General features: G+C 42.4%; 20 protein-coding genes. 10 read left to right on the forward strand and 10 right to left on the reverse strand.

The features are described 5' to 3' along the window. Positions 1–6 precede the first annotated feature (6 nt). Positions 7–3,114 (reverse strand): SusC/RagA family TonB-linked outer membrane protein, encoded by a 3,108-nt coding sequence (locus CAPGI0001_RS10845; protein WP_002670078.1) that lies wholly within the window; start codon positions 3,112–3,114, stop codon positions 7–9. A 421-nt stretch (positions 3,115–3,535) separates the two neighbouring features. On the opposite strand from CAPGI0001_RS10845, the gene nrdG reads away from it, so the two are divergent. The 8 genes from nrdG to rsmA all read left to right on the forward strand — a co-directional run bounded on the left by nrdG (position 3,536) and on the right by rsmA (position 10,586). Next, positions 3,536–3,991, forward strand: a complete 456-nt coding sequence (nrdG, locus tag CAPGI0001_RS10850) for an anaerobic ribonucleoside-triphosphate reductase activating protein (RefSeq protein ID WP_040360310.1) — start codon at positions 3,536–3,538, stop codon at positions 3,989–3,991. 88 nt (positions 3,992–4,079) lie between these two features. After that, on the forward strand, positions 4,080–5,855 hold the full coding sequence (gene nrdD, locus CAPGI0001_RS10855; protein WP_002670075.1) for an anaerobic ribonucleoside-triphosphate reductase: 1,776 nt from the start codon (positions 4,080–4,082) through the stop codon (positions 5,853–5,855). A 154-nt stretch (positions 5,856–6,009) separates the two neighbouring features. Continuing rightward, the gene (gene rplS, locus CAPGI0001_RS10860) at positions 6,010–6,360 is read left to right on the forward strand and encodes a 50S ribosomal protein L19 (RefSeq protein ID WP_002670037.1); all 351 of its coding nucleotides are present in this window, start codon (positions 6,010–6,012) and stop codon (positions 6,358–6,360) included. 89 nt (positions 6,361–6,449) lie between these two features. Next, positions 6,450–7,502 carry a beta-ketoacyl synthase chain length factor gene (locus CAPGI0001_RS10865; protein WP_002670112.1) on the forward strand — a complete coding sequence of 351 codons (1,053 nt, stop codon included), beginning with the start codon at positions 6,450–6,452 and terminating at the stop codon, positions 7,500–7,502. A 78-nt stretch (positions 7,503–7,580) separates the two neighbouring features. Next, a complete protein-coding gene (locus CAPGI0001_RS10870) occupies positions 7,581–8,186 on the forward strand; it encodes a superoxide dismutase (RefSeq protein WP_002670024.1) in 606 nt (201 codons plus the stop codon). 88 nt (positions 8,187–8,274) lie between these two features. Beyond that, a complete protein-coding gene (locus tag CAPGI0001_RS10875; protein WP_002670060.1) occupies positions 8,275–9,033 on the forward strand; it encodes an energy transducer TonB in 759 nt (252 codons plus the stop codon). Between the two features lie 142 nt (positions 9,034–9,175). After that, on the forward strand, positions 9,176–9,799 hold the full coding sequence (locus tag CAPGI0001_RS10880; RefSeq protein ID WP_002670005.1) for an SCO family protein: 624 nt from the start codon (positions 9,176–9,178) through the stop codon (positions 9,797–9,799). Between the two features lie 10 nt (positions 9,800–9,809). Continuing rightward, complete coding sequence (gene rsmA / locus CAPGI0001_RS10885; protein WP_002670069.1) at positions 9,810–10,586, forward strand: 16S rRNA (adenine(1518)-N(6)/adenine(1519)-N(6))-dimethyltransferase RsmA; 777 nt, start codon at positions 9,810–9,812, stop codon at positions 10,584–10,586. Between the two features lie 4 nt (positions 10,587–10,590). Here the strand turns inward: rsmA and flxB are convergent, their stop codons facing one another. From flxB to frr, 3 genes are all read right to left on the reverse strand, one after another. Next, the gene (gene flxB / locus CAPGI0001_RS10890) at positions 10,591–11,325 is read right to left on the reverse strand and encodes a flexirubin biosynthesis SDR family reductase FlxB (RefSeq protein ID WP_002670126.1); all 735 of its coding nucleotides are present in this window, start codon (positions 11,323–11,325) and stop codon (positions 10,591–10,593) included. Between the two features lie 217 nt (positions 11,326–11,542). Beyond that, positions 11,543–13,954, reverse strand: coding sequence for a thiamine pyrophosphate-dependent enzyme (locus tag CAPGI0001_RS10895; protein ID WP_002670033.1), 2,412 nt, complete (start codon positions 13,952–13,954; stop codon positions 11,543–11,545). Positions 13,955–14,099: 145 nt separating this feature from the next. After that, positions 14,100–14,654 carry a ribosome recycling factor gene (gene frr / locus CAPGI0001_RS10900; protein WP_002670052.1) on the reverse strand — a complete coding sequence of 185 codons (555 nt, stop codon included), beginning with the start codon at positions 14,652–14,654 and terminating at the stop codon, positions 14,100–14,102. 422 nt (positions 14,655–15,076) lie between these two features. Between frr and CAPGI0001_RS10905 the strand changes: the two genes are divergently transcribed. Continuing rightward, the gene (locus CAPGI0001_RS10905) at positions 15,077–17,290 is read left to right on the forward strand and encodes a glycoside hydrolase family 32 protein (RefSeq protein WP_002670099.1); all 2,214 of its coding nucleotides are present in this window, start codon (positions 15,077–15,079) and stop codon (positions 17,288–17,290) included. A 74-nt stretch (positions 17,291–17,364) separates the two neighbouring features. Further along, positions 17,365–18,243, forward strand: coding sequence for a carbohydrate kinase family protein (locus tag CAPGI0001_RS10910; RefSeq protein WP_002670047.1), 879 nt, complete (start codon positions 17,365–17,367; stop codon positions 18,241–18,243). Here CAPGI0001_RS10910 and idi read toward each other — a convergent pair. The 6 genes from idi to CAPGI0001_RS13110 form a co-directional block, all read right to left on the reverse strand. Beyond that, on the reverse strand, positions 18,232–18,762 hold the full coding sequence (idi, locus tag CAPGI0001_RS10915) for an isopentenyl-diphosphate Delta-isomerase (protein WP_002670053.1): 531 nt from the start codon (positions 18,760–18,762) through the stop codon (positions 18,232–18,234). The genes CAPGI0001_RS10910 and idi overlap by 12 nt on opposite strands. Positions 18,763–18,767: 5 nt before the next feature. Then, complete coding sequence (locus CAPGI0001_RS10920) at positions 18,768–19,319, reverse strand: DUF192 domain-containing protein (RefSeq protein ID WP_002670015.1); 552 nt, start codon at positions 19,317–19,319, stop codon at positions 18,768–18,770. Positions 19,320–19,457: 138 nt separating this feature from the next. Then, complete coding sequence (gene menA / locus CAPGI0001_RS10925) at positions 19,458–20,357, reverse strand: 1,4-dihydroxy-2-naphthoate octaprenyltransferase (RefSeq protein ID WP_002670019.1); 900 nt, start codon at positions 20,355–20,357, stop codon at positions 19,458–19,460. Between the two features lie 76 nt (positions 20,358–20,433). Continuing rightward, positions 20,434–21,393, reverse strand: a complete 960-nt coding sequence (locus tag CAPGI0001_RS10930) for a PorP/SprF family type IX secretion system membrane protein (RefSeq protein WP_040360101.1) — start codon at positions 21,391–21,393, stop codon at positions 20,434–20,436. A gap of 90 nt (positions 21,394–21,483) precedes the next feature. Then, a complete protein-coding gene (locus CAPGI0001_RS10935) occupies positions 21,484–23,025 on the reverse strand; it encodes a T9SS type B sorting domain-containing protein (RefSeq protein WP_155813478.1) in 1,542 nt (513 codons plus the stop codon). Then, positions 22,965–26,620, reverse strand: a 3,656-nt coding sequence (locus CAPGI0001_RS13110; protein WP_162013390.1) for an adhesin, incomplete at its 5' end; no start/stop codon positions are given. The genes CAPGI0001_RS10935 and CAPGI0001_RS13110, both read right to left, overlap by 61 nt.

Genomic DNA, 26,620 nt, shown 5'->3' on the forward strand with positions numbered 1-26,620 from the left:
ATTATTTTATAATTTTAATCCTACACTAAGCGCATAGCTTCTGATAGTAGGCAAGGAAGAGTTCCCCATCCCTTGATTATACATAGCTGTTTCAGGATCCATACCATCCCAAGCCAAGGCTCCAGTCCAGAGGTTATAGCCAGAAAGGGTGAAGTTCAATCCCTTGATATATCTGGTCTCTGTTAGTGGCACATCATAAGAGAGTGATACACTACGAAGTTTCAAGAAAGTAGCATCAAATACAGCCTGTGCATCAATTCCTTTATAGAAAGTAGTACCATGCTGTTTAGGACTGATGGCTTTGGTATTCTTCACTCCTGTAGAAACGATACTTCCATCAGCTTGTTTGTGTCCTACAACCCCATCAAGTACAATCCCTTTTTGTCCATTAGGTCCATTGGGATCTCTTTCACGCATACCATTTTCTACTGTTTCACGGATAGTACCGGCATACATACCCAAGGCATAAGGTCCTGCATAATAGCTACCTCCATGAGAGTAGTCAAAAGTAAAGGAAAGGCTTAAATTACCATAGGTAAGAGTATTGGTAAGACCTGTAGTAAAATCAGGGTTGATATTACCTAACACCTCTTTTTTAGGAGATATGAAATAATTACCTTCTTCATCCACTAGGCGATTTCCCTTGTCGTCATATACATAATTACCTCCATAGATTTCTCCAAAAGGACGACCTTCTACGGCATATAACTCTACATTTCCATAGTATTCCCAAGTGACTTTATAACGAGAAAGCCCAGGAGCTAATTTGAGAAGTTTATTTCTGTTGCGAGAGAGATTCCAGTCCAAAGTCCAGCTAAACTTATCTGTCTGAACAGGAGTAGCAGAAAGAGTTATCTCGAAACCACGATTCACCATTTCTCCACTATTTACCTTTTTATAAGTGTAGCCATTGGCAGCATCTACAGGCATAGAAAGGATAAGATCTTTGGAGAGAATATCGTAATAAGAGAATCCTAAAGAAAGACGACCATTGAAGAATTGCAAGTCGATACCGGCTTCTTTAGTTTCTTTGATTTCAGGTCTTAGTTCTGGATTTTTCTTTTCTGTAGGCACTAAATAATATTGAGCTCCCTTGAATGGTTGGTATACAGAAGGATATGTTTTGAGTACATAAGCAGAAGCATCATTACCTACTTGAGCCCATCCTGCACGGAGCTTACCATAAGTAAACCAAGAAGGCAAGTTCTTGAAGGAATTAGAGAATACATAAGAAGCCGTCACTGAAGGATAGAAGATGGAAGTAGAGACTGTAGAGAACCAGTCATTACGCCCTGTTACTTCTACGAAGGCAGTACCTTTGTATCCAAAAGAAGCCATACCATATACACTATTGGTACGTGTCCATGAAGAATAAGTGACCCCTCTAGGTCTTTCTTTACTATTAGCTGCAGAATAATAGTTAGGAACGATTAATCCTCCTTGCGTTTCTGCCCCTACATATTCATATTTATTTTGGGCACGAGCAACTCCTATAAATCCTGTAAGAGTAAAGTTTTCTCCTAAGTCAGGATTGTAGTGCAAACGAGTTTCATAGTTGAAAGAAGAGTTGTCATAGATATATCTTGAATATTGAGAAGTATCATGAGAACCTACTGCGGTTCTGGATTCAGTAGTAAGAGCATAGATATCTCCATACATTTTACCCACCAAGAAAAGCTTATCTGTGAAGTTATAGGTAAGTCCTATATTACCAAAAAAGCGATGGCGTTTGTCATTTTGTGTATTTTCGTAGAGCATCCAATAAAGGTTGTCTGCAAAGTTAGGTTTTGGATTTTCCCAACTTGTTCTGTTCCAAGTACGTTGTTCTCCAATAGGGGATTTGTAGAATCTTCTCAAATTCTCCATATCCAATTGGCGGTGAGTATATCCATATAACACAGTAGAGAAACCTCCATTATCATTGGCATCAGCATAGGTATAGTTAGGATTTTCACGTACAGTGATAGAATAGTTCAACCCTCCTTCTGCTTTTAGTTTTTTAGAAAGCTCTGAAGTAAAGCTAAAAGCAAGACTGGTACGGCGTAGCTCTGTGGTAGGCACTATCCCTGTAGTTTCGGTATTTCCTAAAGAGAAACGCAAGTTAGTTCCTGAAATAGAACGTGTAATAGAAGCTGAGTTATTGATATTCATCCCTGTACGGAAGAACTTATCAATATCATTCTTAGGAGCTTGCCAAGGCACTGGTTTTAGGTAATGCTCTGGAAGATATTTTTTATCAAAAGCATACCAAGGTAGGTAAGGAGTCCCATCATACTTAGGACCCCAACTTTCGTCTACTTCATATTGAGGAAGATTGTAGGTAGTTCCATTGATCAGTTGTTGTGTAAAGTCCAAGCTAGAACCACCTCCATATTCGTTCTGTAATTTAGGAGAGATATAAGCTCTATCAAAGGATACAGAAGAGTTGATATCAATAGCAGTTTTTCCTCCCTTACCAGACTTAGTAGTATAGAGAATTACCCCGTTACCACCACGGCTACCATAGAGAGCAGTAGCTGCTCCTCCAGTAAGTACCGTTACAGATTCGATATCATCTTTGTTGATTTCACTGGCTGAGTCTCCATATTTGGATCCCATATCTACCATAGGTACCCCATCAATTACGATCAGTGGTTGGTTACTACCGGTAACACTTCCCTTACCACGGAGTTCCATTTTGGATCCTTGCATCCCTCCTGAGGAAGTAGCTGTAAGTCCTGCCGTTTTCCCTTTGAGGTCTTCGCCTCCTTCCAAGGTAGTATCGGTATAACCTGCGGCGTTGGCATCACGCTCTACCCCAAGAGCACCTACTTTTTTGTTTTCTTCGGTAGCCAAAGGAAGTACAATATCAATTGTGGTTTCTAAACCTACCTTTTTTTGTACATTTTGATACCCCTGAGCAGCAAATTGCAGCGTTTCCTCAGCTTGTGCCTCTATGGAATATCCTCCATCGGAGTTAGTAGTTGCAGAGCGACTGGTGCCTATCACAAGTACAGTAGCACCTGTCACAGGTTTCCCTTTGCTGTCTTTTACACTCCCCTTAATGGTCTGTTGTGCAAAAGCCATTGTTGTAAAAACAAGGGAACACAATAAAAATAGTTTTTTTAAATTCATATCTCTTTATGAAATTTGATTAGCGAACCAAAAGTACGTCTTTTTTTTTAATTGACCAACGAGAAAATAGTATTTTTTCCGCAGAAAATGTGTTAAATTTATGTTTCCATTCTAAATCATTCAAAACAAAGAAGTTCTATATTTTTAGGAGAAAATATCCGTTATTAGTTCTAAAGAAGGATAAACTACTCTCTTTGTTATAAAAATCAACCATTTATAAAAAGAAAGAAGCGATTTTTTTTCTGTTTTTAGACAATAGAATTTTTTTCGAGAAAAGTAAAGAAAGAAGGGAGAGAAGAAACCTTCGCTCGCACCAGCGAGGAGGTATGTGTTGATAAGTTGGTTAATAACTTATCTACTCTTGTGGAAAAACCCATCTTTTTCTACCTACCTTTGCCCTACCACAAAAAAAGACTTGTATATGATTTATTATTCTGACTTGCAGGTAGTTCTGCAAGAGGTGCCTGGAGAAATCAGCCTATGTGTGAGTGTGACGGGCTGTCCACTGCGCTGTAAGGGATGTCATTCACCTTTTCTTTGGAAAAAAGGTACTGGATCTGCTCTGACAGATGAGGTATTTGTTGGAGCTCTTGAGCGCTACAAGAACATGCTCTCCTGTGTACTCTTCATGGGAGGAGAATGGGAAGCAGAGGCACTGATCCACAAACTACAAATCGCACGCTCTTACTCCTTACATACTTGCTTATACACCGGACTGATAGAGGAGGAAGTGCCCCCCGCTATCAAACAAGAGCTTACTTGGCTCAAAACAGGTCCCTGGATAGCATCCTTAGGAGGACTCTCCTGCCCTACTACTAACCAACGCTTTATAAAGGTAAGTACTGGAGAAGTGCTTAACAAACTCTTTTATAAGTGAAGACCCAAGAGCGAAAAATTAAAAATCCACTCTCATAATTAAAAACTCAAAAACCCAAAACTTAATTTTATACCATAAATATATGTCTATGATTCGACTTACACAAAATCAAATTCAACAGAAGATTGACTTTATTAGCCAGTATCTGCAAGCGAGTAATGCCGCTACTGCCTCACAGGTAGATGCCAATGCCAATGTCACCAGTAAGAATATTGCTACCATGGAGGCGGAAATCAACAAGGATATCAATATCCAAATCAATCGAGAACTTGTCCGTCGCAAGATTGAGGAACTTTTCGGAGAGGAACTTTCCCGAGAGTATATTCGCCAGATAGAAGCGCATGAAATCTATGTACATGATGAGACTTCGCTCAAGCCCTATTGTGTTTCTATCAGTATGTATCCCTTCCTTTTAGATGGACTCATGAAGCTTGGCGGGGAGAGTCGTGCACCAAAGCACTTGGAAAGCTTCTGTGGAGAGTTCGTCAATTTGGTTTTTGCCATCAGCTCGCAATTTGCTGGAGCCTTGGCTACGGTAGAATTTCTCTTATACTTTGATCATTTTGCAGCCAAGGACTATGGAGAGAATTACCTGGAGACCCATCCCAAGATGATAGAGAACCACTTGCAGCATGTAATCTACGCAATCAACCAGCCTGCGGCAGCCAGAGGATATCAGTCTGTCTTTTGGAATATCTCCCTATATGACGAACCTTATTTTGATAGCATGTTTGGTGATTTTGTATTCCCAGATATGAGCAAACCTTCGTTTGCCCGCTTATTCAAGTTACAACATTTTTTCCTTAAATGGTTCAATGCCGAGCGCCTCAAGGCTATACTAACCTTCCCTGTGGTAACAGCAGCTATGCTTACCTCAGAGGGTAAGCCTGTCGATAGTGCCTTTGCCGATATGTGTGCTGAAGAGCTCAGCGAAGGCAATTCCTTCTTCGTATACCAATCTGAGAGTGCTGATAGCTTGGCCTCCTGCTGTCGCTTACGCAATGAGATTTCCGATCACACCTTCAGCTACTCACTCGGGGCAGGTGGAGTCGCAACAGGATCTATCAATGTAATCACACTAAATATGAACCGCCTTGTACAACAAAACCGCAACCTATCAGAAGAAGTACGCAAGATACACCGCTACCAAGTGGCTTTCCGCAAACTTATAGAGGAATACAAGGCAGGAGGATTGCTTCCGGTATATGATGCTGGCTTTATCTCCCTTGACAAACAATTTCTTACCATTGGAATCAATGGTATGGTGGAAGCCGCTGAGTATCTGGGAATTGCCCCAACCAACAACGAGCAATACAAGAATTTCGTGCGCCATCACCTGAAAATCATCTATGAAGAGAACCGCAAGGCACGTGAAGTGTATGGATATATGTTCAATACTGAGTTTGTCCCTGCAGAGAACTTGGGAGTGAAGAATGCCCTATGGGACAAGAAAGACGGACTTTTCTCCCCTCGTGAATGCTACAACTCCTACTTCTATGCTGTAGAAGATACACAGGTGAATGCCTTAGACAAAATTATCCTCCATGGCAAGGAGATTATCCAATACTTGGATGGAGGGTCTGCCCTACACTTGAACTTGGAGGAAACGCCCAACAAGGAAGGCTTTCTCAAGCTGCTCAACGCAACGGCATTGGCAGGTTGTAACTACTTCTGTTTCAACATTCGTATCACAATATGCAACGAATGTAACCATATAGATAAGCGTACACTCTTTGAGTGTCCTGAGTGCCACAGCGAGAATGTGGATCACGCTACTCGTGTAATTGGCTACCTAAAGCGTGTGTCCTGCTTTAGCACTGCTCGCCAGAAGGAACATGCCCTTAGACACTACCATGTACAGTGAGCAGTGAACAGTAAGCAGTGAACGGTGGCGGTGAATTTTTTATGAGAAAAATTTGTCAGATAGAAAAAAAGGCGTATCTTTGCACCCGCTAAGTAACCTCTGGCGAAGGACGTGTATGTTGCTTAGGATTCACTTAATTAATTTTATATTTTTTATGGAGTCTTTATTAAAGTACGTACAAGACAATCTCATTGCTAAAAAAGATTTTCCTGATTTTTCCACAGGGGACACAATCACAGTGTACTATGAGATCAAGGAAGGTGAAAAATCACGTGTTCAGTTCTTCAGAGGTGTGGTAATCCAACGCCGTGGTACAGGAGCTACTGAGACATTTACTATTCGTAAAATGTCTGGAGAAGTAGGGGTAGAACGTATCTTCCCTATCAATATGCCTGCTATCCAAAAAATTGAAGTGAACAAACGTGGGAAAGTACGTCGCGCTCGTATCTTCTATTACCGTGAATTGCGTGGTAAGAAAGCACGTATCAAAGAAATACGAAAATAATATTTTTATTGTATTCAAAAACAGAAAAAGGTTGTCTCTTGACAGCCTTTTTTTGTAATACTAAAGACTTTCCTTATTATTCCTGACTCATGAGTAAGATTTTTATCAATGGGCTCTCGTGTATCTCCCCACAGCCTACATTTGCAGAGGAATTTCCTATGACTCTCTTAGACCATAGCTTAGAGAATGTTCTCTGTGCTATAGAGCCCTCATACAAAGAATACATCTCTCCGGCAGCCAGCAGAAGGATGGCCAAAGGGGTAAAAATGGGTACTGCTACAGCTATGACAGCCCTAAAGCAGGCAGGTATTTCGCTACCTGATGCCATCGTGGTAGGTACCGGTCTGGGATGTATACAGGATTCCGAGAAATTCCTCAAGGGAATTTTGGACAACCAAGAGCAGCACCTCACCCCTACCTCCTTTATCCAGTCCACTCATAATACTGTAGCTGGGCAAATCGCCCTAAACCTACAGTGCAAAGGGCTGAACTTCTCCTATGTAAATGGTGCTGTTTCCTTTGAGAGTGCCCTATTGGAAAGCATACTCCTAATACAGGCAGAAGGTCTACACCATATATTGGTCGGCGCTGTGGACGAACACGCACCCCACACCATCTACCTATATGAACTCTCAGGAGCCATCAAGAGCAAAGAAGCCCTACAACAGCCCTCCCCTACTTCAGGGATTCGTATGGGAGAAGGAGCTACCTTCTTTGTCCTGAGTGATACCTTTGGCGAAGAAACCCTCGCCGAATTGGTCGATGTTACTTTCTGTAACCAATTAGAGAACAATAGTATAGAGCACTTCACACACACATTCCTCTCCCGAGAAGGGCTTGAGTTCTCGGATATAGATCTGATTGTTTCTGGTAGGAATGAAAACCAAGATGACACCCCCTATTTTGAAAACTTCGAGCGCTTGTTTCCCAATGCTACCACACTGATATACAAACACCTAACAGGAGAATTCTTCACCGCCTCCGCTATAGGAACCTGGCTGGGATGTCAGGCACTTCAAGGAAAAGAAATCCCCAAAGCCTTTTTCCTTAGAAAGAACTTAGACAAGCCTTTGCAATATGTATTACTATACAACCAATACTTAGGAAGAGAACACAGTTTAGTATTGTTAAGAAAAAAATAACATCTTTCTTACTATTAAACTTGTTGTTGGTATTATTTTTTTTCATACTTTTGTCCTTTATTACTAAAAATAAATTTTATGTCATTTACATTACCCCAACTTCCTTACGCTTATGAAGCACTTGAGCCTTCAATAGATGCGCGTACTATGGAAATTCACTACACCAAGCACCACAAAGCCTATACTGATAATCTGAATAATGCCATTGCAGGAACCCCTTTAGAAGGAAAAAGCATTGAGGATATTCTCCTACATTTGGACACAGAAAACAAAGCTGTTCGCAACAATGGTGGAGGATACTACAACCACAATTTGTTCTGGGAAATTCTTACTCCTAAGAAAGGAACTGCCCCAAGTGAAGAGCTGGCTAAGGCCATAGATGAGGCTTTTGGTTCTTTTGAGGCTTTCAAAACAGCCTTTTCCAAAGCTGCTGCTACCCAATTTGGTTCTGGATGGGCTTGGCTTACTGTACAAAAAGGAGGAAAGGTAGCAGTATTGTCCACTGCAAACCAAGACAATCCGCTAATGCCTCATGTAGGTGGTGGTACTCCCATCTTAGGATTGGATGTATGGGAACATGCTTATTACCTAAACTACCAAAATCGCCGTGCTGACTATATAGAAGCCTTTTTTGCTATTATCAACTGGGAAAAAGTTAGCCAACTATACCACCAACATGCATAGTTTTTATTATTTTTTCTTTAAATAGAAAAAATTGGCACAATTATTGATTGTATCTATAACAAATAGAAACTTTTAAAAGAAATCACCCATGAAACCTAAAAAGAACCCCAATGCCGACCTGAAAAAACGTACAGGTTTATTCTTTTCCATAGGGCTTGCTTTGGCTACTTTCGCCAGCCTATACGCTCTAAATTATCGTTCTGTAGATAAAGAAAAGGGAAAGATTGAGTTTGACAAAGTTGTAGATCTTACCGAAGATGTGAAGGACTTCACTATGGAAGAGAACACTCCTCCTCCCGCAGCTCCTCCTGAACCTCCTAAAGTAGAGGTGGAGCCAGAAGTGATCAAGCAGGTAGATGATAAACAAAAAGTAGAGACTGACTTCAAAGCCAACGATACCAACAAAGAAGACAATGCTAACACAGTTCCTCCTAAGATCAACTCAACTGGTGGGGTTGCTGGAGGTACAGGTACTGGTGATGAAGAGATAGAAAACGATGTCCAATTCTTTGCTATCGAACAAAAACCTATGTTCGAACAATGTAAGGGGTTGCCTAAGGAAGAACAAGAGAAATGCTTTAAGAAATCCTTGGATGCCTTTGTAAACAAAAATCTTGTCTATCCGGATGCAGCTATCCAAATGGGTTCTCAAGGACGTGTGGTGGTTCAGTTCCGTATCAAAAAAGACGGAAGTGTAGAGGTGATTAATACTCAAGGGAAAGACAAAATTTTAGAGAAAGAGGCTCGTCGTGTAATCGAAAAACTACCTAAGCTTATCCCTGGAAAACAACGTGATAGGCCAGTGGCGGTAATCTTCTCTTACCCTATTGTATTCAAGCTAAACTAATGATTTTTAGCAATTATATTTGAAAGAGGCTATCTGAAAGAAAAATTCTGTTTTTAGTAAGCAATTGCTATTCAAGGGCGAAATTATCCCCAAAACAGTATTCTAATTTTTTCAGATAGTTTCTTTTTTAAAGAGTACTCTCATGCATCAGAAACTAAAATCAGTGTTGTGGATAGGTAGCTGTGTAGCCTTAATAGCTTTGGCTGCATGGGGGATTCATGCCCTACGCAAAGGACAGTCTCATGGATTCTATATAGTAGGCAAAGCCCCTGCTTTCTGTCTTACTGATCAGCATGGACAGCATATCTGCAACAAAGATTTTGAGGGAAAGATCTGGGTGGTGGATTTCTTCTTTACCTCCTGTCCGACCATTTGTCCTGTGATGACAAGTCATATGGTTGCCGTACAAGATGCCTTTGCTGACCATAGTATTGGGATTGCCTCTTTCTCTATAGATCCCGAGGTAGATACTCCTGAAGTATTACAGACTTATGCTCGGGAAAAAGGTGTACGTTCTCCCCACTGGCACTTACTTACAGGGGATGAAAAGGAAATCTACCGTATTGCCAACGAAGGATTCAACATCTATGCGAAAGCAGGAGACACACCTGAGAATTTTGAGCATTCAGGACTGTTTGCTTTGGTAGATACTCAAGGAAACATTATATGCAGAAAAGAGAAAGGAAAACCCATTCTCTTTTACAATGGGATGACCCCAGAAGGCATAGCCATGCTTATAGAAGACATCAAAAAGTTAAAACAATAACCTTTTTATTTTGAAAAAATCCCCTGTTCAACCCAAGAAACATTTAGGTCAACACTTTCTTACCAACCTAAGTATTGCCCAACAGATAGCCAACACCTTATCCGAAGTAGGGTATGATAGAGTTTTGGAAATAGGTCCCGGTACTGGGGTGCTCACCCAATTCCTTTTGGGAAAAAATATAGAAGTCTTTGTCATCGAAATTGATACAGAATCGGTAACCTATCTTGAACAACACTTCTCTAAGCTCAAAGGTCATATATTGGGAGAGGATTTTCTAAAGTTCGACATTGTAAGCCATTTCTCTAAGAAACCGTTTGCCATTATTGGAAACTTCCCTTATAATATCTCTTCCCAGATTGTGTTCAAACTATTAGAGATAAGAGACTTTGTACCTGAATTTTCAGGTATGTTCCAGAAGGAAGTAGCTGAGCGCATCTGTGAGAAGGCTGGAAGCAAGACCTATGGAATTCTCTCAGTGCTTACCCAAGCCTTTTATGATACCGAATACCTCTTCACTGTAAGCGAACATGTATTCAACCCTCCCCCAAAAGTAAAAAGTGGTGTGATACGCCTCAAGCGCAAAGAGAACTACAGTCTTCCGTGTGAGGAAAAGCTCTTCTTCCAGATAGTCAAGACCGCTTTTGGCCAACGCAGAAAGACCCTACGCAACAGTCTCAAGTCCTTTCTAATAGAAAAAGAGTCGCTCAAAAGCGACCCCTTATTCGATAAGCGTCCCGAGATGCTCTCCGTGGAGGAGTTCATCACTCTTGCGCAATGGTTAGCCTAAAGTCTTAGGAATAGATTCCCCCATTGATATTGACGACCTCTCCTGTGATATAGCCTGCCTTCTGGGAGACAAGAAAACTCACTAAATCGGCCACTTCCTGAGCCTTGCCAAAGCGCCCCATAGGAATCATTCGGGAGAGTTCCTTCTCGTCCAAGGCAGCTGTCATATCCGTCTGTATAAAACCTGGAGCTACCGCATTAACCGTGATATTGCGCTTGGCTACTTCTTGTGCCAAAGCCTTGGTAGCTGCTACCAAAGCTCCCTTAGCCGCAGAATAATTTACCTGCCCTTCGGTACCCTTTACTCCTGAAACAGAAGCAACATTGACAATACGTCCATAACGATTTCTCAGCATTTTTTGGATAAAAAAATGCGTCACATTATAGAAACCATCCAAGGTTGTTTTCAGTACTTTTTCCCAATCATCATAGGGCATCCACATAAATAAGCCATCGCGAGTGATACCCGCATTATTGACAATCACCTCTACCAGTGCTTCTTTGTTCTGCTCTTGCCAGAGAGAGAGCACCTGCTCGGTTTGCTCCTTGTCAGTGACATCAAAACAAAGTAGCTCCGCAGTAGCTCCTAAGCGCTGTACTTGCTCAAGGGTCTCAGTTGCAGCAGATGCATTACTCTGATAATTAATCAGTAAGTGATAGGAAGTATCCGAGGCCAGTTGTTCGCAGATAGCCCTACCTATCCCTCGAGAACCTCCTGTTATAATAGCACATTTCTTCATTTCTACTTTTTATTAACAAACAATGATCCGTGAATAGTGTAAGAGACTGTCCGAAAAGTCCAAAAACAGTATTTTTCAAAGTTTAAATTGAATGAATATTTTAAAATTTTATTCTATTGAAAATTAGTTGTTTTGGGTTCTGTTGTAGAGGCGATTTGCAAATCGCCCTTCAGGAATAAGACTTTTCGGACAGCCCCTGAGTGATGAGCGTCATTGATTAATACAATTGAGGATATTTGATAGGATTTATCTCATTCATCATAGCATATACCTTTTCAAAGATATCCTCTGCATTGGGCTTGGAGAAATAATCCCCATCAGAAGCATAAGCAGGTCGGTGCGACTTAGCGGTAAGTGTCTGAGGTTTGCTATCGAGATAGCGGTAAGCATTCTGATTCTCTACAATCTCCTGTAATAGATAAGCCGATGCTCCTCCTTCTACATCCTCATCTACGATCAGTAAGTTATTAGTTTTTTGGACACTCTTAACCGTATCATGATTGATATCAAAAGGAATGAGCGACTGAGCATCAATAATTTCTATACTAATATCCACCCTATCCAATTCCTTAGCGACCTGTTCTACAATACGCAAGGTAGAGCCATAAGATACCACAGTGATATCCCTACCTTCACGGATTTTTTCCACTACTCCGATAGGAGTGGTGAACTCTCCTAAGTTGGTAGGCATTTTCTCCTTAGTACGGTATCCATTGAGGCATTCCACTACAAAAGCAGGCTGATCTCCTTGCAAAAGTGTATTGTAGAATCCAGCCGCTTTAGTCATATTGCGAGGCACTAATAAATATACTCCTCTAAGGAAGTTCAGCAGCCCTGCCATAGGTGATCCAGAGTGCCAGATGCCCTCCAAGCGATGGCCGCGAGTGCGAACAATCAAAGGGGCTCTCTGGTAGCCACAACTACGATAACTTAATGTAGCTAAGTCATCGGTAAGAGTCTGTATGGCATAGGGAGTATAGTCAATATACTGGATTTCAGCAATAGGGCGCAGTCCTCGCATAGCCATACCTACCCCCTGTCCTATGATAGTGGATTCACGTATACTGGTATCATTTACACGAGTGACTCCATATTTCTCTTGTAGACCTTCCATCCCCTGATTTACATCGCCTATCTTGCCCGTATCTTCACCAAAAGTAAGTAGTGTCGGATACTTAGCCAATAGCGCATCAAAGTTATCCCTTAGTACAATACGCCCGTCCACCTCTGGAGCATCTGGAGCATATTCAGGATCTACTTTCTTTACAAGAATAGGATTTTTATCCGTCTCGCTATAGAGATGAGCACTATATTTCTCTTGTAATTTTTCCTGAAGATCACCAAGCCATTTCTTAAGATTTTCTACCGCTTCATTCTCTTCACCTACAACCCAGCGCAAGACCTTGCGAGCAGTACTTACCACATCACGATAGAGGGGGGTCTCTATTTCGGCCAAGGCATCCTTCAAGCGAGAAATCTCCAAGCTATTGAAACACTCTTTTTCCATCTCATAAAGCAAGTTAATCAGCTCTCTTTTTGCTGTTTTAATAGGAGTTTGATACTCTTGCCATGCTTTATCACGTGCTTCTCTAACTTGTTTTTTTGCTTCTTCCTCTATAGCAGAGAGTTCCTCAGAAGTCGCTATCCCATTTTCAATCAACCACTTACGGAATTGTACATTACAATCGAACTCCTTTTCCCATTCCAGACGTTCACTACTTTTATAGCGTTCGTGAGAGCCCGAAGTAGAGTGTCCTTGTGGTTGGGTAAGCTCTGTAACATGTATCAAAGAAGGCACATGCTCGGTGCGTGCCAAGTGACCAGCCTTGGCATACGTATCCATCAGTGCAGGGTAGTCCCAGCCCTTGATGGTATATATCTCAAACCCCTTGTGATTAAAATCCCTTTGGAAGCCCTTGAGCGCCTCAGAGATACTTTCCTTAACTGTATGATAGGCCGCAGGTACCGAAATCCCATAATAATCGTCCCATACACTCATCACCACAGGTACCTGTAGTACTCCTATAGCATTGAAAGCCTCTAAGAAAAGGCCTTCACTGGTCGAAGCATTTCCTATGGTACCCCAAGCCACCTCGTTCCCATTGTTGGAGAACTGCTCACTTCCTTCTATAGAAAGGGTACGATACACCTTGGAAGCCTGAGCCAGCCCCACCAAGTGAGGAATCTGTCCAGCAGTACAAGACACATCGCTGGCTGTATTATATTGATCCACCAATCTTTTCCAGTTTCCTTGCTCATCAAGACTATGTGTGGAGAAGTGTCCGCCCATCTGGCGGCCACCACTATGGGGTTCGTGGGTTATATCATTATCGGCATATATCCCCGCGAAGAATTGCTTGGGGGTATACTCACCTATGGCCAGCATGAAAGTCTGGTCACGATAGTAGCCACTACGGAAATCTCCTTTTTGGAAAGCCCTTGCCATAGCCAATTGAGGCACTTCCTTTCCATCTCCAAAGATACCAAACTTAGCCTTGCCTGTAAGGACTTCCTTACGCCCCAGGAGACTACATTCGCGGCTGAGCACCGCTATAGTATAATCCTCCAAGGATTGTCTTTTCAACTCATCAAAAGGCATACTCTGTAAAAAAGAGGTCGTTGCATCCATAAAAAATTCGTTTTCTGAAATAGAGCCCAAAAGTACATAAAAAATAATTATTTGCCAAGAAAAACTGCCTAAATCTCTACTTTTAACAAATAAAAAAGGCTACCTCCAAAGAGAGCAGCCTTTGCCATAATCTAAAATGAAAAATTTAAACTTTTAGAATCTCAGCTTCTTTTTTAGCCAGTACTTCATCTATTTGTTTGATATACTTATCGGTAAGTTTCTGTACACGCTCTTCAGCATCTTTTTTTACATCGTCAGAAGCTTCCGTTTTCTTTATATCCTTATTAGCCTCTTGGCGGGCATTACGCACCCCTATCTTAGCTTCTTCGCTTTCTCCTTTGGCTTGTTTTACTAATTCTTTACGTCTTTCCTCTGTCAAGGGCGGCACACTGATAATGATTGTCTCTCCGTTGTTCATAGGGTTAAAGCCCAAATTGGCAACCATAATAGCCTTCTCTATAGTAGAAAGCATATTTTTTTCCCAAGGTTGTATACTGATAGTACGAGAATCTGGAGTATTCACATTGGCCACTTGGCTCAAGGGAGTCTGTGAACCATAGTAATCCACATACACACTGCCAAGCATCTGAGGAGAAGCCTTTCCTGCACGTATGTTGAGCAATGATTTCTCCAAGTGGTTTAGCGAACCTTGCATCGCTTCCTTAGTGCTTTCTAAAATAAAATCTATTTCTTCGTTCATAAATAGTTATTTTTGTATTTGCTACATTCTTTTTAACGCGACAAAGATACAATATTTAAGTGAAAAATAAAAAAGAGAAAGACATTTTTTTTATTTTATACTGATAAACAATATTTTACAATTAAACAAAGTTCAATAACACTTATTAACACTCAAAAACAAACTCACTGTATATCAGGATTTTAAAAATTAAACAAAGATATACTCTTTTCTACATTTACATTTATTTAAGAAATTATAGTGTTAAAATCACCTTAATTAAAGTATGAAAAGTTCATTTTTTTAACTTTGTTTTAATCAAATAAGTATTGCTTATTTAGAAAATAGATGTACTTTTGTCAAAAAGTAAAAGCGCTCTCTGTAAGAAATAATCCAACTTACAAGTATCTTGACAGAGGCAAACCTTCTAAATTACATTGCTTATGAGAAAATTTTCACTCTATAATTTCCTTTCCTTATTAGTGCTAACGTCTTGCCAGAACCAAGAACCAGACCTCATAATTGAGGATTTTGAATCGGCTTCTTTTGCCAATTGGACTGTCGAAGGTGATGCTTTTGGAGAGACACCTGCCCAAGGAAGCCTCTCGGGAGAGCAACTTGTGACAGGCTTTCAAGGGAGCTACTTAGCCAATAGCTTTCACAATGGAGATGATTCCCGAGGAATACTCACCAGTAAGCCCTTCCGCATAGAGCGTGACTTTATCAACTTTCTTATAGGAGGAGGGATGTCCGAGGACACCTATATAGAACTCCTTGTCGGTGAGCAGCGTGTAGCCAGGTCCCATAGTCCTGTAGAGAGCGAAACCCTACAACTGATGAGCTGGGATGTAAAAGCCTATAGGGGGCAAGAGGCCTCCTTACGCATCGTGGATAACCAGCGAGGTAGCTGGGGACATATCCTTATCGATGCGATAGAACAAAGTAATCAATATAAGAGTAGCATTATGGAAAACTATACCCTTACCTATGATATCTCCCAGAAATATCTCTTGCTCCCCATAGAGGACAGTGCCCCAGAAACAAAGGTACAACTCATGGTAGAAGGCAAGGAAGTGGGAGTGGCCATGGACATTCGCTTGGCCAAAACACACATTGAATATTGGCTTCCCCTCCCTGTGGATGCCTACCGAGGAAAGAAAATTTCTTTGGTTTTCGGACAAGCCATGAAGGGAGATATGGGCATCAGCCAAATAAAACCTTCAGATACTTTTGATCTGAACTATGATGAGCCTTATCGTCCTTACTATCACTTCACTCCCGAATATGGTTGGATGAATGACCCTAATGGAATGGTATATCACAACGGCGAATACCACCTCTTCTATCAGTACAATCCTTATGGAGCTCGCTGGGGAAATATGCATTGGGGACATGCAGTAAGTGAAGATATGATGCATTGGAAACACTTGCCTATAGCCCTGGCACCTGATCCATTAGGAGCTATCTTCTCAGGGAGTGCTGTGGTGGACAAGGACAACACTGCTGGCTTTGGCAAAGGGGCTATCGTGATCTTCTATACCTCGGCGGGAGAACAACAGACCCAGTCTATCGCTTATAGTTTGGATAATGGTCGCACCTTTACCAAGTACGAACACAATCCTGTGATTGCCAATCCAAATATAGCAGACTTCAGAGACCCTAAGGTATTCTGGTATGCACCCCAAAGGAAATGGATCTTGTCATTGGCCACCTCACAAACCATTACTTTTTATGCTTCTAAAAACCTTAAAGAATGGGAGCGGCTTAGTGAATTTGGCCAAAATATAGGAGCTCATACAGGCGTATGGGAATGTCCAGATCTCTTCCCCCTCTCCTATGAAGGAAAAACTAAGTGGGTGCTTTTTGTCAGTATCAACCCCGGTGGTCCTAATGGAGGCAATGCTACCCAATACTTCATTGGAGACTTTGATGGTACTACCTTCACCCCTGAGGCTCTTCCCTACCCTTTGTGGATAGACTATGGTCGGGACAACTATGCAGGAGTGACTTGGAACAATATTCCTGAGAGTGATGGACGTAGGCTTTTCTTAGGATGGATGAATAATTGGGACTATGGTAATAGCGTACCTACCAAGAATTTTCGCAGTGCGATGACTCTCCCCAGAGAGCTAAGACTACAGCACAACGGATCACACCTTGTAGTGGCCAGTTTCCCTGTAAAGGAAGTAGGTGATGAACAAGATAACCAACCTATTATTATGAATAAGCTTGCAGAAAATCCCCTACCTATTGGTGCCGATTTCTATAATAATGGGTATGTGGTAAGCTTCACTGTAAAGCTCAATGCTCTTAAGGCTTTTAGATTTGCACTCCAAAATAGCAAGGGAGAAAAGATAGTGTATTATTTTGATACAGAGGAAAAAAACTTTGTTGTAGACAGAAGAAAAAGCGGTCTTACAGACTTCAGTAACAACTTTGCTGATCCCCTGATCGTAGCTCCCCTAATCCCTAAGAAAAGCTACACTATACACTTATGGGTAGATAAAGCCTCTGTTGAAGCCTTTGTAAATGGAGGAGAAGTAGTGCAGACCAATACTGTTTTCCCTACAGAGCCTTACAACCAACTATGGTTTGACTTAAGAGGAAACACTGTTGTTAGTGTAGAGAATATCACCCTTTACAAGATAAAAAATTAATAATTTCTAAAAAAGCAGAGGAATATCGATTTCCTCTGCTTTTTATTGTATCACGACTTTAAAAATATCTGAATATGAGACATAAAATCGTAGGACTGGGAGAGATTCTCTGGGATGTTTTCCCTGAAAGAAAGGTATTAGGAGGAGCTCCTGCCAATTTTGCCTATCATATCTCCCAATTTGGGTTCGATGGTTGTACTGTAAGTGCTATTGGCAACGATCCTTTAGGCACAGAGATTTTAGATAGCTTAGCCCAGAGACAACTCAACCATCTCATAGAAAAAACTGATTTTCCCACAGGAACGGTCAAGGTCAGTATCGACAACTGGGGGGTTCCTTGTTATGAGATCTGTGAAGATGCAGCTTGGGACAACATTCCCTTTACCCCTGCCATAGCGGAGATAGCCAAAGAAACTCAAGTGGTCTGTTTCGGTTCCTTAGCCCAACGACATGAGGTTTCCCGAGCTACCATTCACGCTTTCTTGGACGCCATGCCTAAGGATAGTTTGAAAATCTTTGACATCAACCTAAGATTACATTACTATACCAAAGAGGTTATCGAAAGATCATTAGAAAGAGCTGATATACTAAAAATTAATGATGAAGAGGTGGTAAAGATAGCCCAACTCTTCGGCTGGAACCTATCTGAAAAAGAAGTGTGTAAGCGCTTACTAAGCATGTACAATCTTGATATACTGATACTTACTAAAGGAACTGAAGGTAGTTGGGTACTTACCCCTAAAGAAGAGTCCTTTTTGGCAACCCCAAAGATTAGTATTGCTGATACAGTAGGGGCGGGAGATTCCTTTACCGCTGCCTTTATTGCCTCTCACCTACATGGGCGTTGTCTTAGTGCTTCCCACCAATTGGCAGTAGAGGTATCAGCCTATGTATGCCAACAACATGGTGCTATGCCACGCCTTGCCGATGCACATTTAGAGCTATTTAAGTGATGTGTTCTGTAGGAGATAGTGATAAAATTTTTCAAAGATAATCTTGAACCATACGGTATATACCTGAGGATTTTGCTCAATATCTTCCCTTATAGCCTCTAAGGAAAGCCATTTCCAAGAAGCTACTTCCTCAGGGTTAATCTCAGGAGGAGTATCACTACAGCCTATAAGAACATGATCATACTCATGTTCGGTAAGACCATTATCAAAAGGAGCCTTATAGACAAAGGAGAAGACTTCCTGAAGGGGGACTTTCATACCCATTTCCTCCTGCAGGCGTCTCTCTCCAGCGGCTATATTGGTCTCCCCTGCTCTGGGATGACTACAACAGGTATTAGTCCAAAGGTTGGGAGAATGGTATTTACAGGCTGCACGCTGCTGTAGAAGCACTTCTTTTTTAGAATTGAAGACAAAAACAGAAAATGCCCTATGTAGAAGCCCCTTCTGGTGTGCCTCCATTTTCCCCATAAGCCCTATGGGTTCATCCTTTTCATTGACTAAGATTACCTGTTCTTCCATAAGTATCAGTCAATCAATGATTCATAGCTCATGCGATCACCTTTGGTAAGTCCTAACTTATCCGAAAGTCCTCCATTAATCTCCAATACATACATGGCATTCCCTTCTGAAGGACGAGATTCCTCAGAAAGAGGGGTAGCATTTTTGGCAATACTTACGATCTGCTTATTTTTATCCAAATATATGATATCCAAAGGGATATAAGTATTACGCATCCAAAATGAACGAGGTTGTTCCTCATGGAAGACAAAAAGCATTCCTTCGTTATCCTTCATTGATTTTCGGTACATAAGCCCTAATTCTGTTTCCTGTTGGGTACGGGCAAATTCTATCTGGAAAGTCTTGATCAGGGTACTATCTTTTTTGTAGAAAGAGAGATCACCTTCGTGGGTGAAAGGAGGTTCATACTCCCTTATAGGCTCATCATTAGGAATTATTTGCTGGGGAAGTGAATCTTCGGCTCCTCGTCCGAAGAAATAAGGCAATATTGTCGCCAACCCTACCAATAGAAGGCCTCCCATAAGAATATTGGTGAAATGTTTTCTGAAAAAATCCATGAATTATACAATTAGTTTTTTAAAGGGCAAAAGTACAAAAAAATAATGATTAATGATTAATTTTTAATGATTAATTCCTCCTTGCCAATTCCACTCCTTTTGTTATTGATCATTAATCATTGAATATTGATGGCGTTATTATATAATTTTTCCCACAAAGAAAAGCACACACATGAGAAAAGTAGAAAGTGCTACTACTTTCAGTTGAGAGTCAAAATCCTTAGGATTCTCTACCTTTTTGACATAAAACAAATGAAATACCAAAGGAATAAAAGCAATGATGTACAATACCTTATAGCGAAACTCAAAGTTCATTACACTATAGAGCATCATCAGAAACATAGGAATAATAATAAGTAGATAATGGTAATACTTAGCTAAGGGTAGACCTATTTTGACCACTATGGTCTGTTTGCCCATTTGTCTATCATTATCTATATCTCGCATGTTATTGAGGTTCAGTACCCCCATACTCAGCATTCCACAAGCAGAGGCAGGTAACAGCACCCAAGGATCAAACTGTTTGGTATAGAGCATATAAGAACCCATCACACTTACCCAACCAAAAAAGATAAATACAAATATATCTCCTAAGCCCTTGTAGCCATAGGCAGATTTTCCTACAGTATAGCGAATTGCCGAAAAAATAGCTCCCCCTCCCAAAAATGTAAAAAGGAGTGCCAAAACCCAATGTTCGCTAAAAGAAACTCCTATGAGTACTAAAGCCGCAATAGCAGAAAGAATAGCTGTGATGACAACTACACGCTTCATTTCAAGTAAGGTCATCGCTCCTGTCTGTATAGCTCGCTTAGGGCCTAAGCGCTGATCATTATCCGTTCCTTTTTGTGCATCTCCATAATCGTTGGCATAGTCGGAAAGCACTTGGAACAATACTGTTGTCAGTAGCGCTAAAAGAAAAATAGGCCACTGAAAAGCTCCTTGTCCATAGGCAATAGCACTTCCTAATAAGATTCCAGAGAGGGAAAGAGGAAGCGAGCGCAAGCGAGCAGACTGATACAAGCTATGAAATGTAATCACAATAACTATTATTTTAGTAATACACACAATACCCCAAGCACTGGCTCGGGGTATCAATATCTATAAATTAAACAAACTATCTCTCGGTACAGTTACATCCACCGATACCTTGGAACATGTCGATTCCGAGAGTAATCATATGAGAACCAGAGTTATACGAACGTATGGTGTTTAGGTTGAGGTTGTACCCATAAGCGAAGTAGAACACCCCCTTCTTCAGACCCAACATAGGTCCTACAGAAAGTGGCTTGAAGGCCTGATCATTCACAAATCGAGCAGTGGCTCCTACCCAGTAATAGTCCTCAAAATCAAACCAACGGAACTTTACATTCGCATCGGTTAGAGAGCGGCTATCTCCCTCTCTGTATTGCACAAATACAGAGGGCTCTATCTCCAAGATACTGTTGGGAGTACGCTTATAACGGTACCCTGCGTATAGGTTATAGTTTCTTAGGGTAGTAGGCTCCTTTACATCGAACATCTCTTTGTTCTTATTCAGGATATTCGTCGCTGCCAAGCTGGCAAAAATACCCTTATAACGATAGAGCACCCCTACCTCAAAGTTGTGATTAATCATCGCTCGGTTATCCGTTACAGCAGCATCCGCTCTAGGACGCCCTGCCTCGGTAAACTTGTCGATATCTATACGGAAGGCATTGACCAAGTAAGAGATCCCAAACGACACAAAATGGCTATCGTAACTATCCAAAGTCAAGTGGTGGGAGAAGGTCGCCTTCGCTCCCATCTGCTTGGTGTATCCATTTCGGTCATTATACAAGCTCAACCCCAGTCCACTGCGGTTCCCCAAGCGCATATCTCCCGATAAGCTCTGGTAGTCCGGTGCCTCCTTGAGACCTACCCATTGGCTGGTTGCCGATAGGCGCACCCGTACGTTGTTACCTATACCCGCATAAGTGGGCATAATCAAAAATTCACTGTCGGCCAAGTACTGATTCCCTGAGGGTAATTGCAACTCTTGCCCAAACACACTCGGCATGCCCATAAGCACACATATGTATAACGCTAGTTTTTTCATCATCCTTTTTTTAAAATTTATTTATAAACTCTCAGTCGTCAGTTGTCAGTTATTGGAAACTGACAACTGATAACTGACAGCTGATAACTGTTATCTGTATAAAGTAAAGTGTCCTTTGAATTCTCTACCATCGGATTCCTCACCCAAGGTGATGATATACCAATAGTCTCCCGTAGGCATTTCCTTACCATTGTAAGTACCATCCCAGCTTTGTCCCTGAGAAAGTTCCTTGAGCAAGCGACCATAACGATCGAATATCAAGGTCTGGATATTCGGATACTGCTGCGTATTGCGCGGTGCCCAAGTATCGTTCTCACCATCTCCTGTAGGAGTGAAGAAACGTGGGATTTCTATATCATAGTATTCTACATAGAATACCTCTTCTGCCGTACATCCCTTGCTATCTTCCACTCGCGCTTCTATACGCTTCTTGAGCTTATTGTCGCTTGGGTCTACTCCCTCTGGGTCTTGCTTCCTTACGATGTAAGTGCCATTGTTACCCTGATGTACCCCATTGATATAGTAAGTATAATCCGGAACCCCGTTCTTACCTAAGAGCGGTAATTCGTTGATATCTGGATGACGACTTGGATCCTTGATCAAAGTCAACTTCTCTACCACTGGGATCACCACTGGGTTGGTCTCTCCCTCACAGTTAGTTCCCGCATCGCTATAGTATAGCTTGATAGACTGTGGCAAGGACGAAGGCCTTACACTGCTGTGTGTACGACTGATGCGTGCCTGTGCTCCAGAGGTCATACCTGCGGCAAAAGAGTGCTTAGTGACTCCATTGTCAAAAGAGTATTGTACCTTGGTGAAGTCCACCGTAGCATCCTCAAAGGTCAGTACTACATAGCCCTGATATTCATTGTCCTCACAGTTGTCCTCATAAGTGGCCTTAATGTCTAACTTAGGTGCCGCAGTTAGTGAGAACAAATCGGATTCTCCTGCACAACGCTTGCCGTCCATCGCTCTTACTCGGTAGTTCACTCCTGCCCTGAGACCTGCTATCTCTTTAGGGAAATCTGCCATCTTGACCTTATCCAAGCGATTGACTACTACATCGCGGTCTGCCTCTACCAATTCCAAACTGTAAATGTATGCCAAAGCACCTCCTGCATCTGGATCTGGAGTCTGTGTTCCTCCTGTGACAGAGACACTTACCTTACCTGTATCCCCATGGCATACCAAGTTGCTATTGCTCACTCGGGTTACCTGTATCTCCGGTGGAGTACCCAAGGTAAACTGTACACTCTTCTCACAGTTCCAACGGTCTCTTACATACAAGGTATAGTTACCTGCTGGTAGCTCGGTGAACTCATTGCTTAACTGCAATGGTCTGATGGCTCCTTCTATATCGTGATATAGTTCGTAATAGTAAGTGGTTGTCAGGGTCGTTGCTGTAGGATCATCCACAGCTCCTCCTCGTGCATTCTTCACCACTACCTTACCATCACGCTCATTCTTACAAGATACCATGGTGATCTCTGGGTCGTCAAAGTCTATTGGATCTGGCTTGACAACTTTATTTACATTCACCGTAGGAGTTACCACACAGCCCCATGCATCTTCTATCTGGAAGGTGAAGGTAGCCCTGGTGCTGCCGCTCCTGGCACTCCAGTGAAGAGCCAACGGTTGTATACCTGATTGGCTGTCTGAGTGTGGCCATTATCTCCTGTCATCGTTACCTTATAAGGCGCTATACCTCCGGTGATATCAATAGAGATTTCCGCGCTACCTGTGGCACTACAATCATCCGGTACTCTAAGCTTAGCTGCCATATTGATAGGCTGGTCTGCCTGACGGATGGTAAAGTTTGCCGGAATCTTAGTGATACAGCCCGTAGAAGTGGATTCCGCTTCTGCTGTATAGGAACCATATGCTAAGGTATTGAGCGTATGGGTAGCTGAACCTGCCGGAACAGTCACTGTTATAATCGGATCTGTAGGACGGGTAAGGCTCTTGATTCTTAGGGTATACCCTTGGGTAGCCTGGTTCACCCCACCGCTGTTCTCTAAGTCTAAGTCTTCCAAGGTAAAGGTGATAGAACCATCATTACCTCCGTAACACTTCACTGGCTTTTCCTCTGTCGCGGTGAGCGAGAAGGTATTCGGATCCTGTACCTTGTAGGTAGTACCATAGGTCACACAGCCAGTTTCATCATTGGTTGCCACCACACTGTAGTTGCCCATAGGCACATTGGTAAAGGTATGAGTTGCCGTAGTTGCTCCCGCAGGTACTGTTATCTGTACCATTTGGTGAGAGCTATTCGTTACACTTCTTAGTGACAAGCTTACTTTTATAGGATCCCCTCCAGCTGGTGCAAGGGTGGCTTCCACCTTCACATCCTCGCCTGCGCGACAAGTAATATCGGTAACCTCTGTGGCGGTGACTGTAGTGAGCTTCACAAACGGCTTGATCGCTGTTGGGAATGGCTTGGTCACCTCTGCACATTGGTACTGTGCATCCTCTACTCTTAGGGTAAAGTTACCTCCTGTCTCATCCGAGATAGTGAAGGTAGGCTCGGTAAGGTCTATATTACCCTGTACTGGAGTTCCTCCCTTGAGTAGGGTGAAGCGGTAGCGTCCACTACCTCCAGTGATGGCGGTCTTTGGTAAGCTCAGCTTAGCCAATACCTCCTGATTCCCACTACACTGGAACTGGGTCACTGCCTCTTGGGTCATATCTATCTCTATAGGTTTCACCCCATAGATCGTAAATTCTGTTGTTGCAGTACAGCCATTGGCTGCCTTAGCCTCTACTGTATAGATGATTCCTCTTACATCTCCTAACAAGCCCTTGAAGGTTACCTGTCTACCATTGTTCTGCCAATCCACATAGGTATTGGACGCTGTTACATTGGTATGGGTCGCTGGGATGGTCGCCAGTGCAGTCACTGCACTATTATCATCCGCATAGCGGGCTGCCTTCAGACTATAGCTCATCGGAAGCTGGCTCTCTGGAGCCGCTACCAAGGTCGCTGATCCTCCTCCATTTACATCCAAGAGGTCTTGGTTGGCATTATAACACTTCGAGTCGGTACTGTTGTCCAATGACAATATCGGTAACACCTTGTCATTGACCGTAAGGGTACGGCTGAATGGACAACCTCCGTGGGTGGTATCCACAATCTCTACTCTATAGCGTCCTGGCTGGGTGATTGGCACAGTAAAGGCACCAAATCCACTCATCGGAGTATCATTCACTATCACGATATCTCCTCCTGCATCTTCCTTCAATACCCTATAGATATGTGGGTTCGCAGGATTATGGTTAGCGATATTATCTATCTTGAGCTCTCCATTGCCTGCCACACCTGGCTGACAGGTGATAGGCTTGGACTGTGTCAAGTCAAAGCTGATCTTGCCTTGGAAGACAAAGTTTACTGCCGCACTCTTACATCCGTTCTGGTCATAGATGGTGATATCACGTGCCACAGAAGATGCATATACTCGGTAGATATATCCTTCCCATACACTTGGACCTGTCTGGGTAAACTGTATTGGCTGTTGTGGCCCTTCTGTTCCTCCCGCTGGCTTAAAGGTATAGTAGTGTTGTCCCTTACCTATCTGGCTGAGGGTTACTTTCACTGTATATTCTGTACCTACCACACAAGGGTTCTCTACCTCTGCTTTGGTAGCCGCTGGGGCAGGATCTTCCTTCACTGTTACCGCTTGAGAAATATGACAGTCATTAGCATCTCTTACATGTACATACCATGTAGCTCCCGTTGGAGTACCCTTGATCTTGCCTCCAAAGGTAGTCTCAAAAGTCTGATCCAAAAGCACATCACGGCTATTGGTTGGCAATACAGCTGCATGTGCCCACTGAGTATCCGTAGGCTCTGTGCTAGCTTGGCTTATTGTATATTTGTAAGGGCCTACTCCATCCTTGATGGTTACCTTCACCTGAGCTGTCTCATTTGCCGAACCTGAACAAGCTGAGTTTCTCAACAAGTCTGTCTGTACAAAGGCCAATGGCTGAGCAGCGCGAAGTACCGTAAAGATTTCGGTACCCATTACGCAGTTATTCGCCGTTCCATCTCTTACCACCAAGATATATGTCTTGTTCTCAGTAAGGCCTGTTACCGTTTGCTTAATCTCACTCTTACCTCCCGATGGAGTCGAAGCTGTACCTGTAGCTATTGGACTTTGTGCTCCTGGACGAGTATCAAATGGATAAGTATACAACTCCCACTTAGGTGCCGTACTACCTGCAAAGGCACTCAACTCATAGTGTAATGTTACTGATCCTGTAGCACCTGCTCCACAGAGGTTTGGCTTACGTTTTTCAGTAATTGTTACCCCTGGAGTAGCTATATTCGGTGTGAATTTACCATCCAACAAGGTCTTACAGCCCTTATACTCTACTGCAATTCTATAAGGAGTCTTCGCCAAGAGGGTAAACTCTATTTCTACTTTCTTGTTGTTTCCTGTACCTGTGATCGTTCCTGTAGTACCTGGTATCCAAGTGAGCAATCCACTGCCCAGCGGTCCATCTCGGTAGATGGCTACCTTAAGCTGGGTCTCATCTATTTCTGCACCATCCTCAAAGAACTCTATCTTTTGCTTAGCTGTATTACAGTCTACCTGTTGTGCAGGTATCGCATTGGCTTTGATCTGAGAGCCTCCTATCTGTACCATTGGTAATTTTACCTTACAGCCCGTAGCCATATTGGTAATCGCTGGATAGTAATCCCCTGGTGGCAAGTGATCAAAAATCTTAGTAGCTCCTGTGGAGTTCACATAGTTCTCTCCTGTCACCTGTGGCGTACCTGCATGATTCTGTGCAGGGGTAGTATAGTTACTATCAGTATACAAGGCCATATAATAGTTGCCTTGTAAGCCTGTGGTAAACCTTAACTCTATCTCTCCTAAGCTGCTTGCTCCTGAGGTACAAGTGATGTCTTTCTTCCTTACCAAGGTAAGCACTGGTGCTTCTATTTCTTTGATTTCCAAATCTACAGAAGTCTTACATCCCTTAGCATCAGAAAGCTCTACCTTATACCAGCCTTTGCTCAAGTCTCGACCGGTATTGCTTGACTGTAGGGTCTCTGCACTACCTGGAGTGGTAGCATATTTGTAGATCTTTATCACATAAGGAGCTACTCCCTTAGTTCTATCAATCGCATCTGTTATCGGTAAGTAAGCCGTTCCATCATATACACCTATCACTCCCGTAGACTCTCCTGTACAAGCTACCATGCTGGCAGAAAGACCAGGATTTG

The sequence above is a fragment of the Capnocytophaga gingivalis ATCC 33624 genome, from assembly GCF_000174755.1.
Lineage (GTDB): Bacteria > Bacteroidota > Bacteroidia > Flavobacteriales > Flavobacteriaceae > Capnocytophaga > Capnocytophaga gingivalis.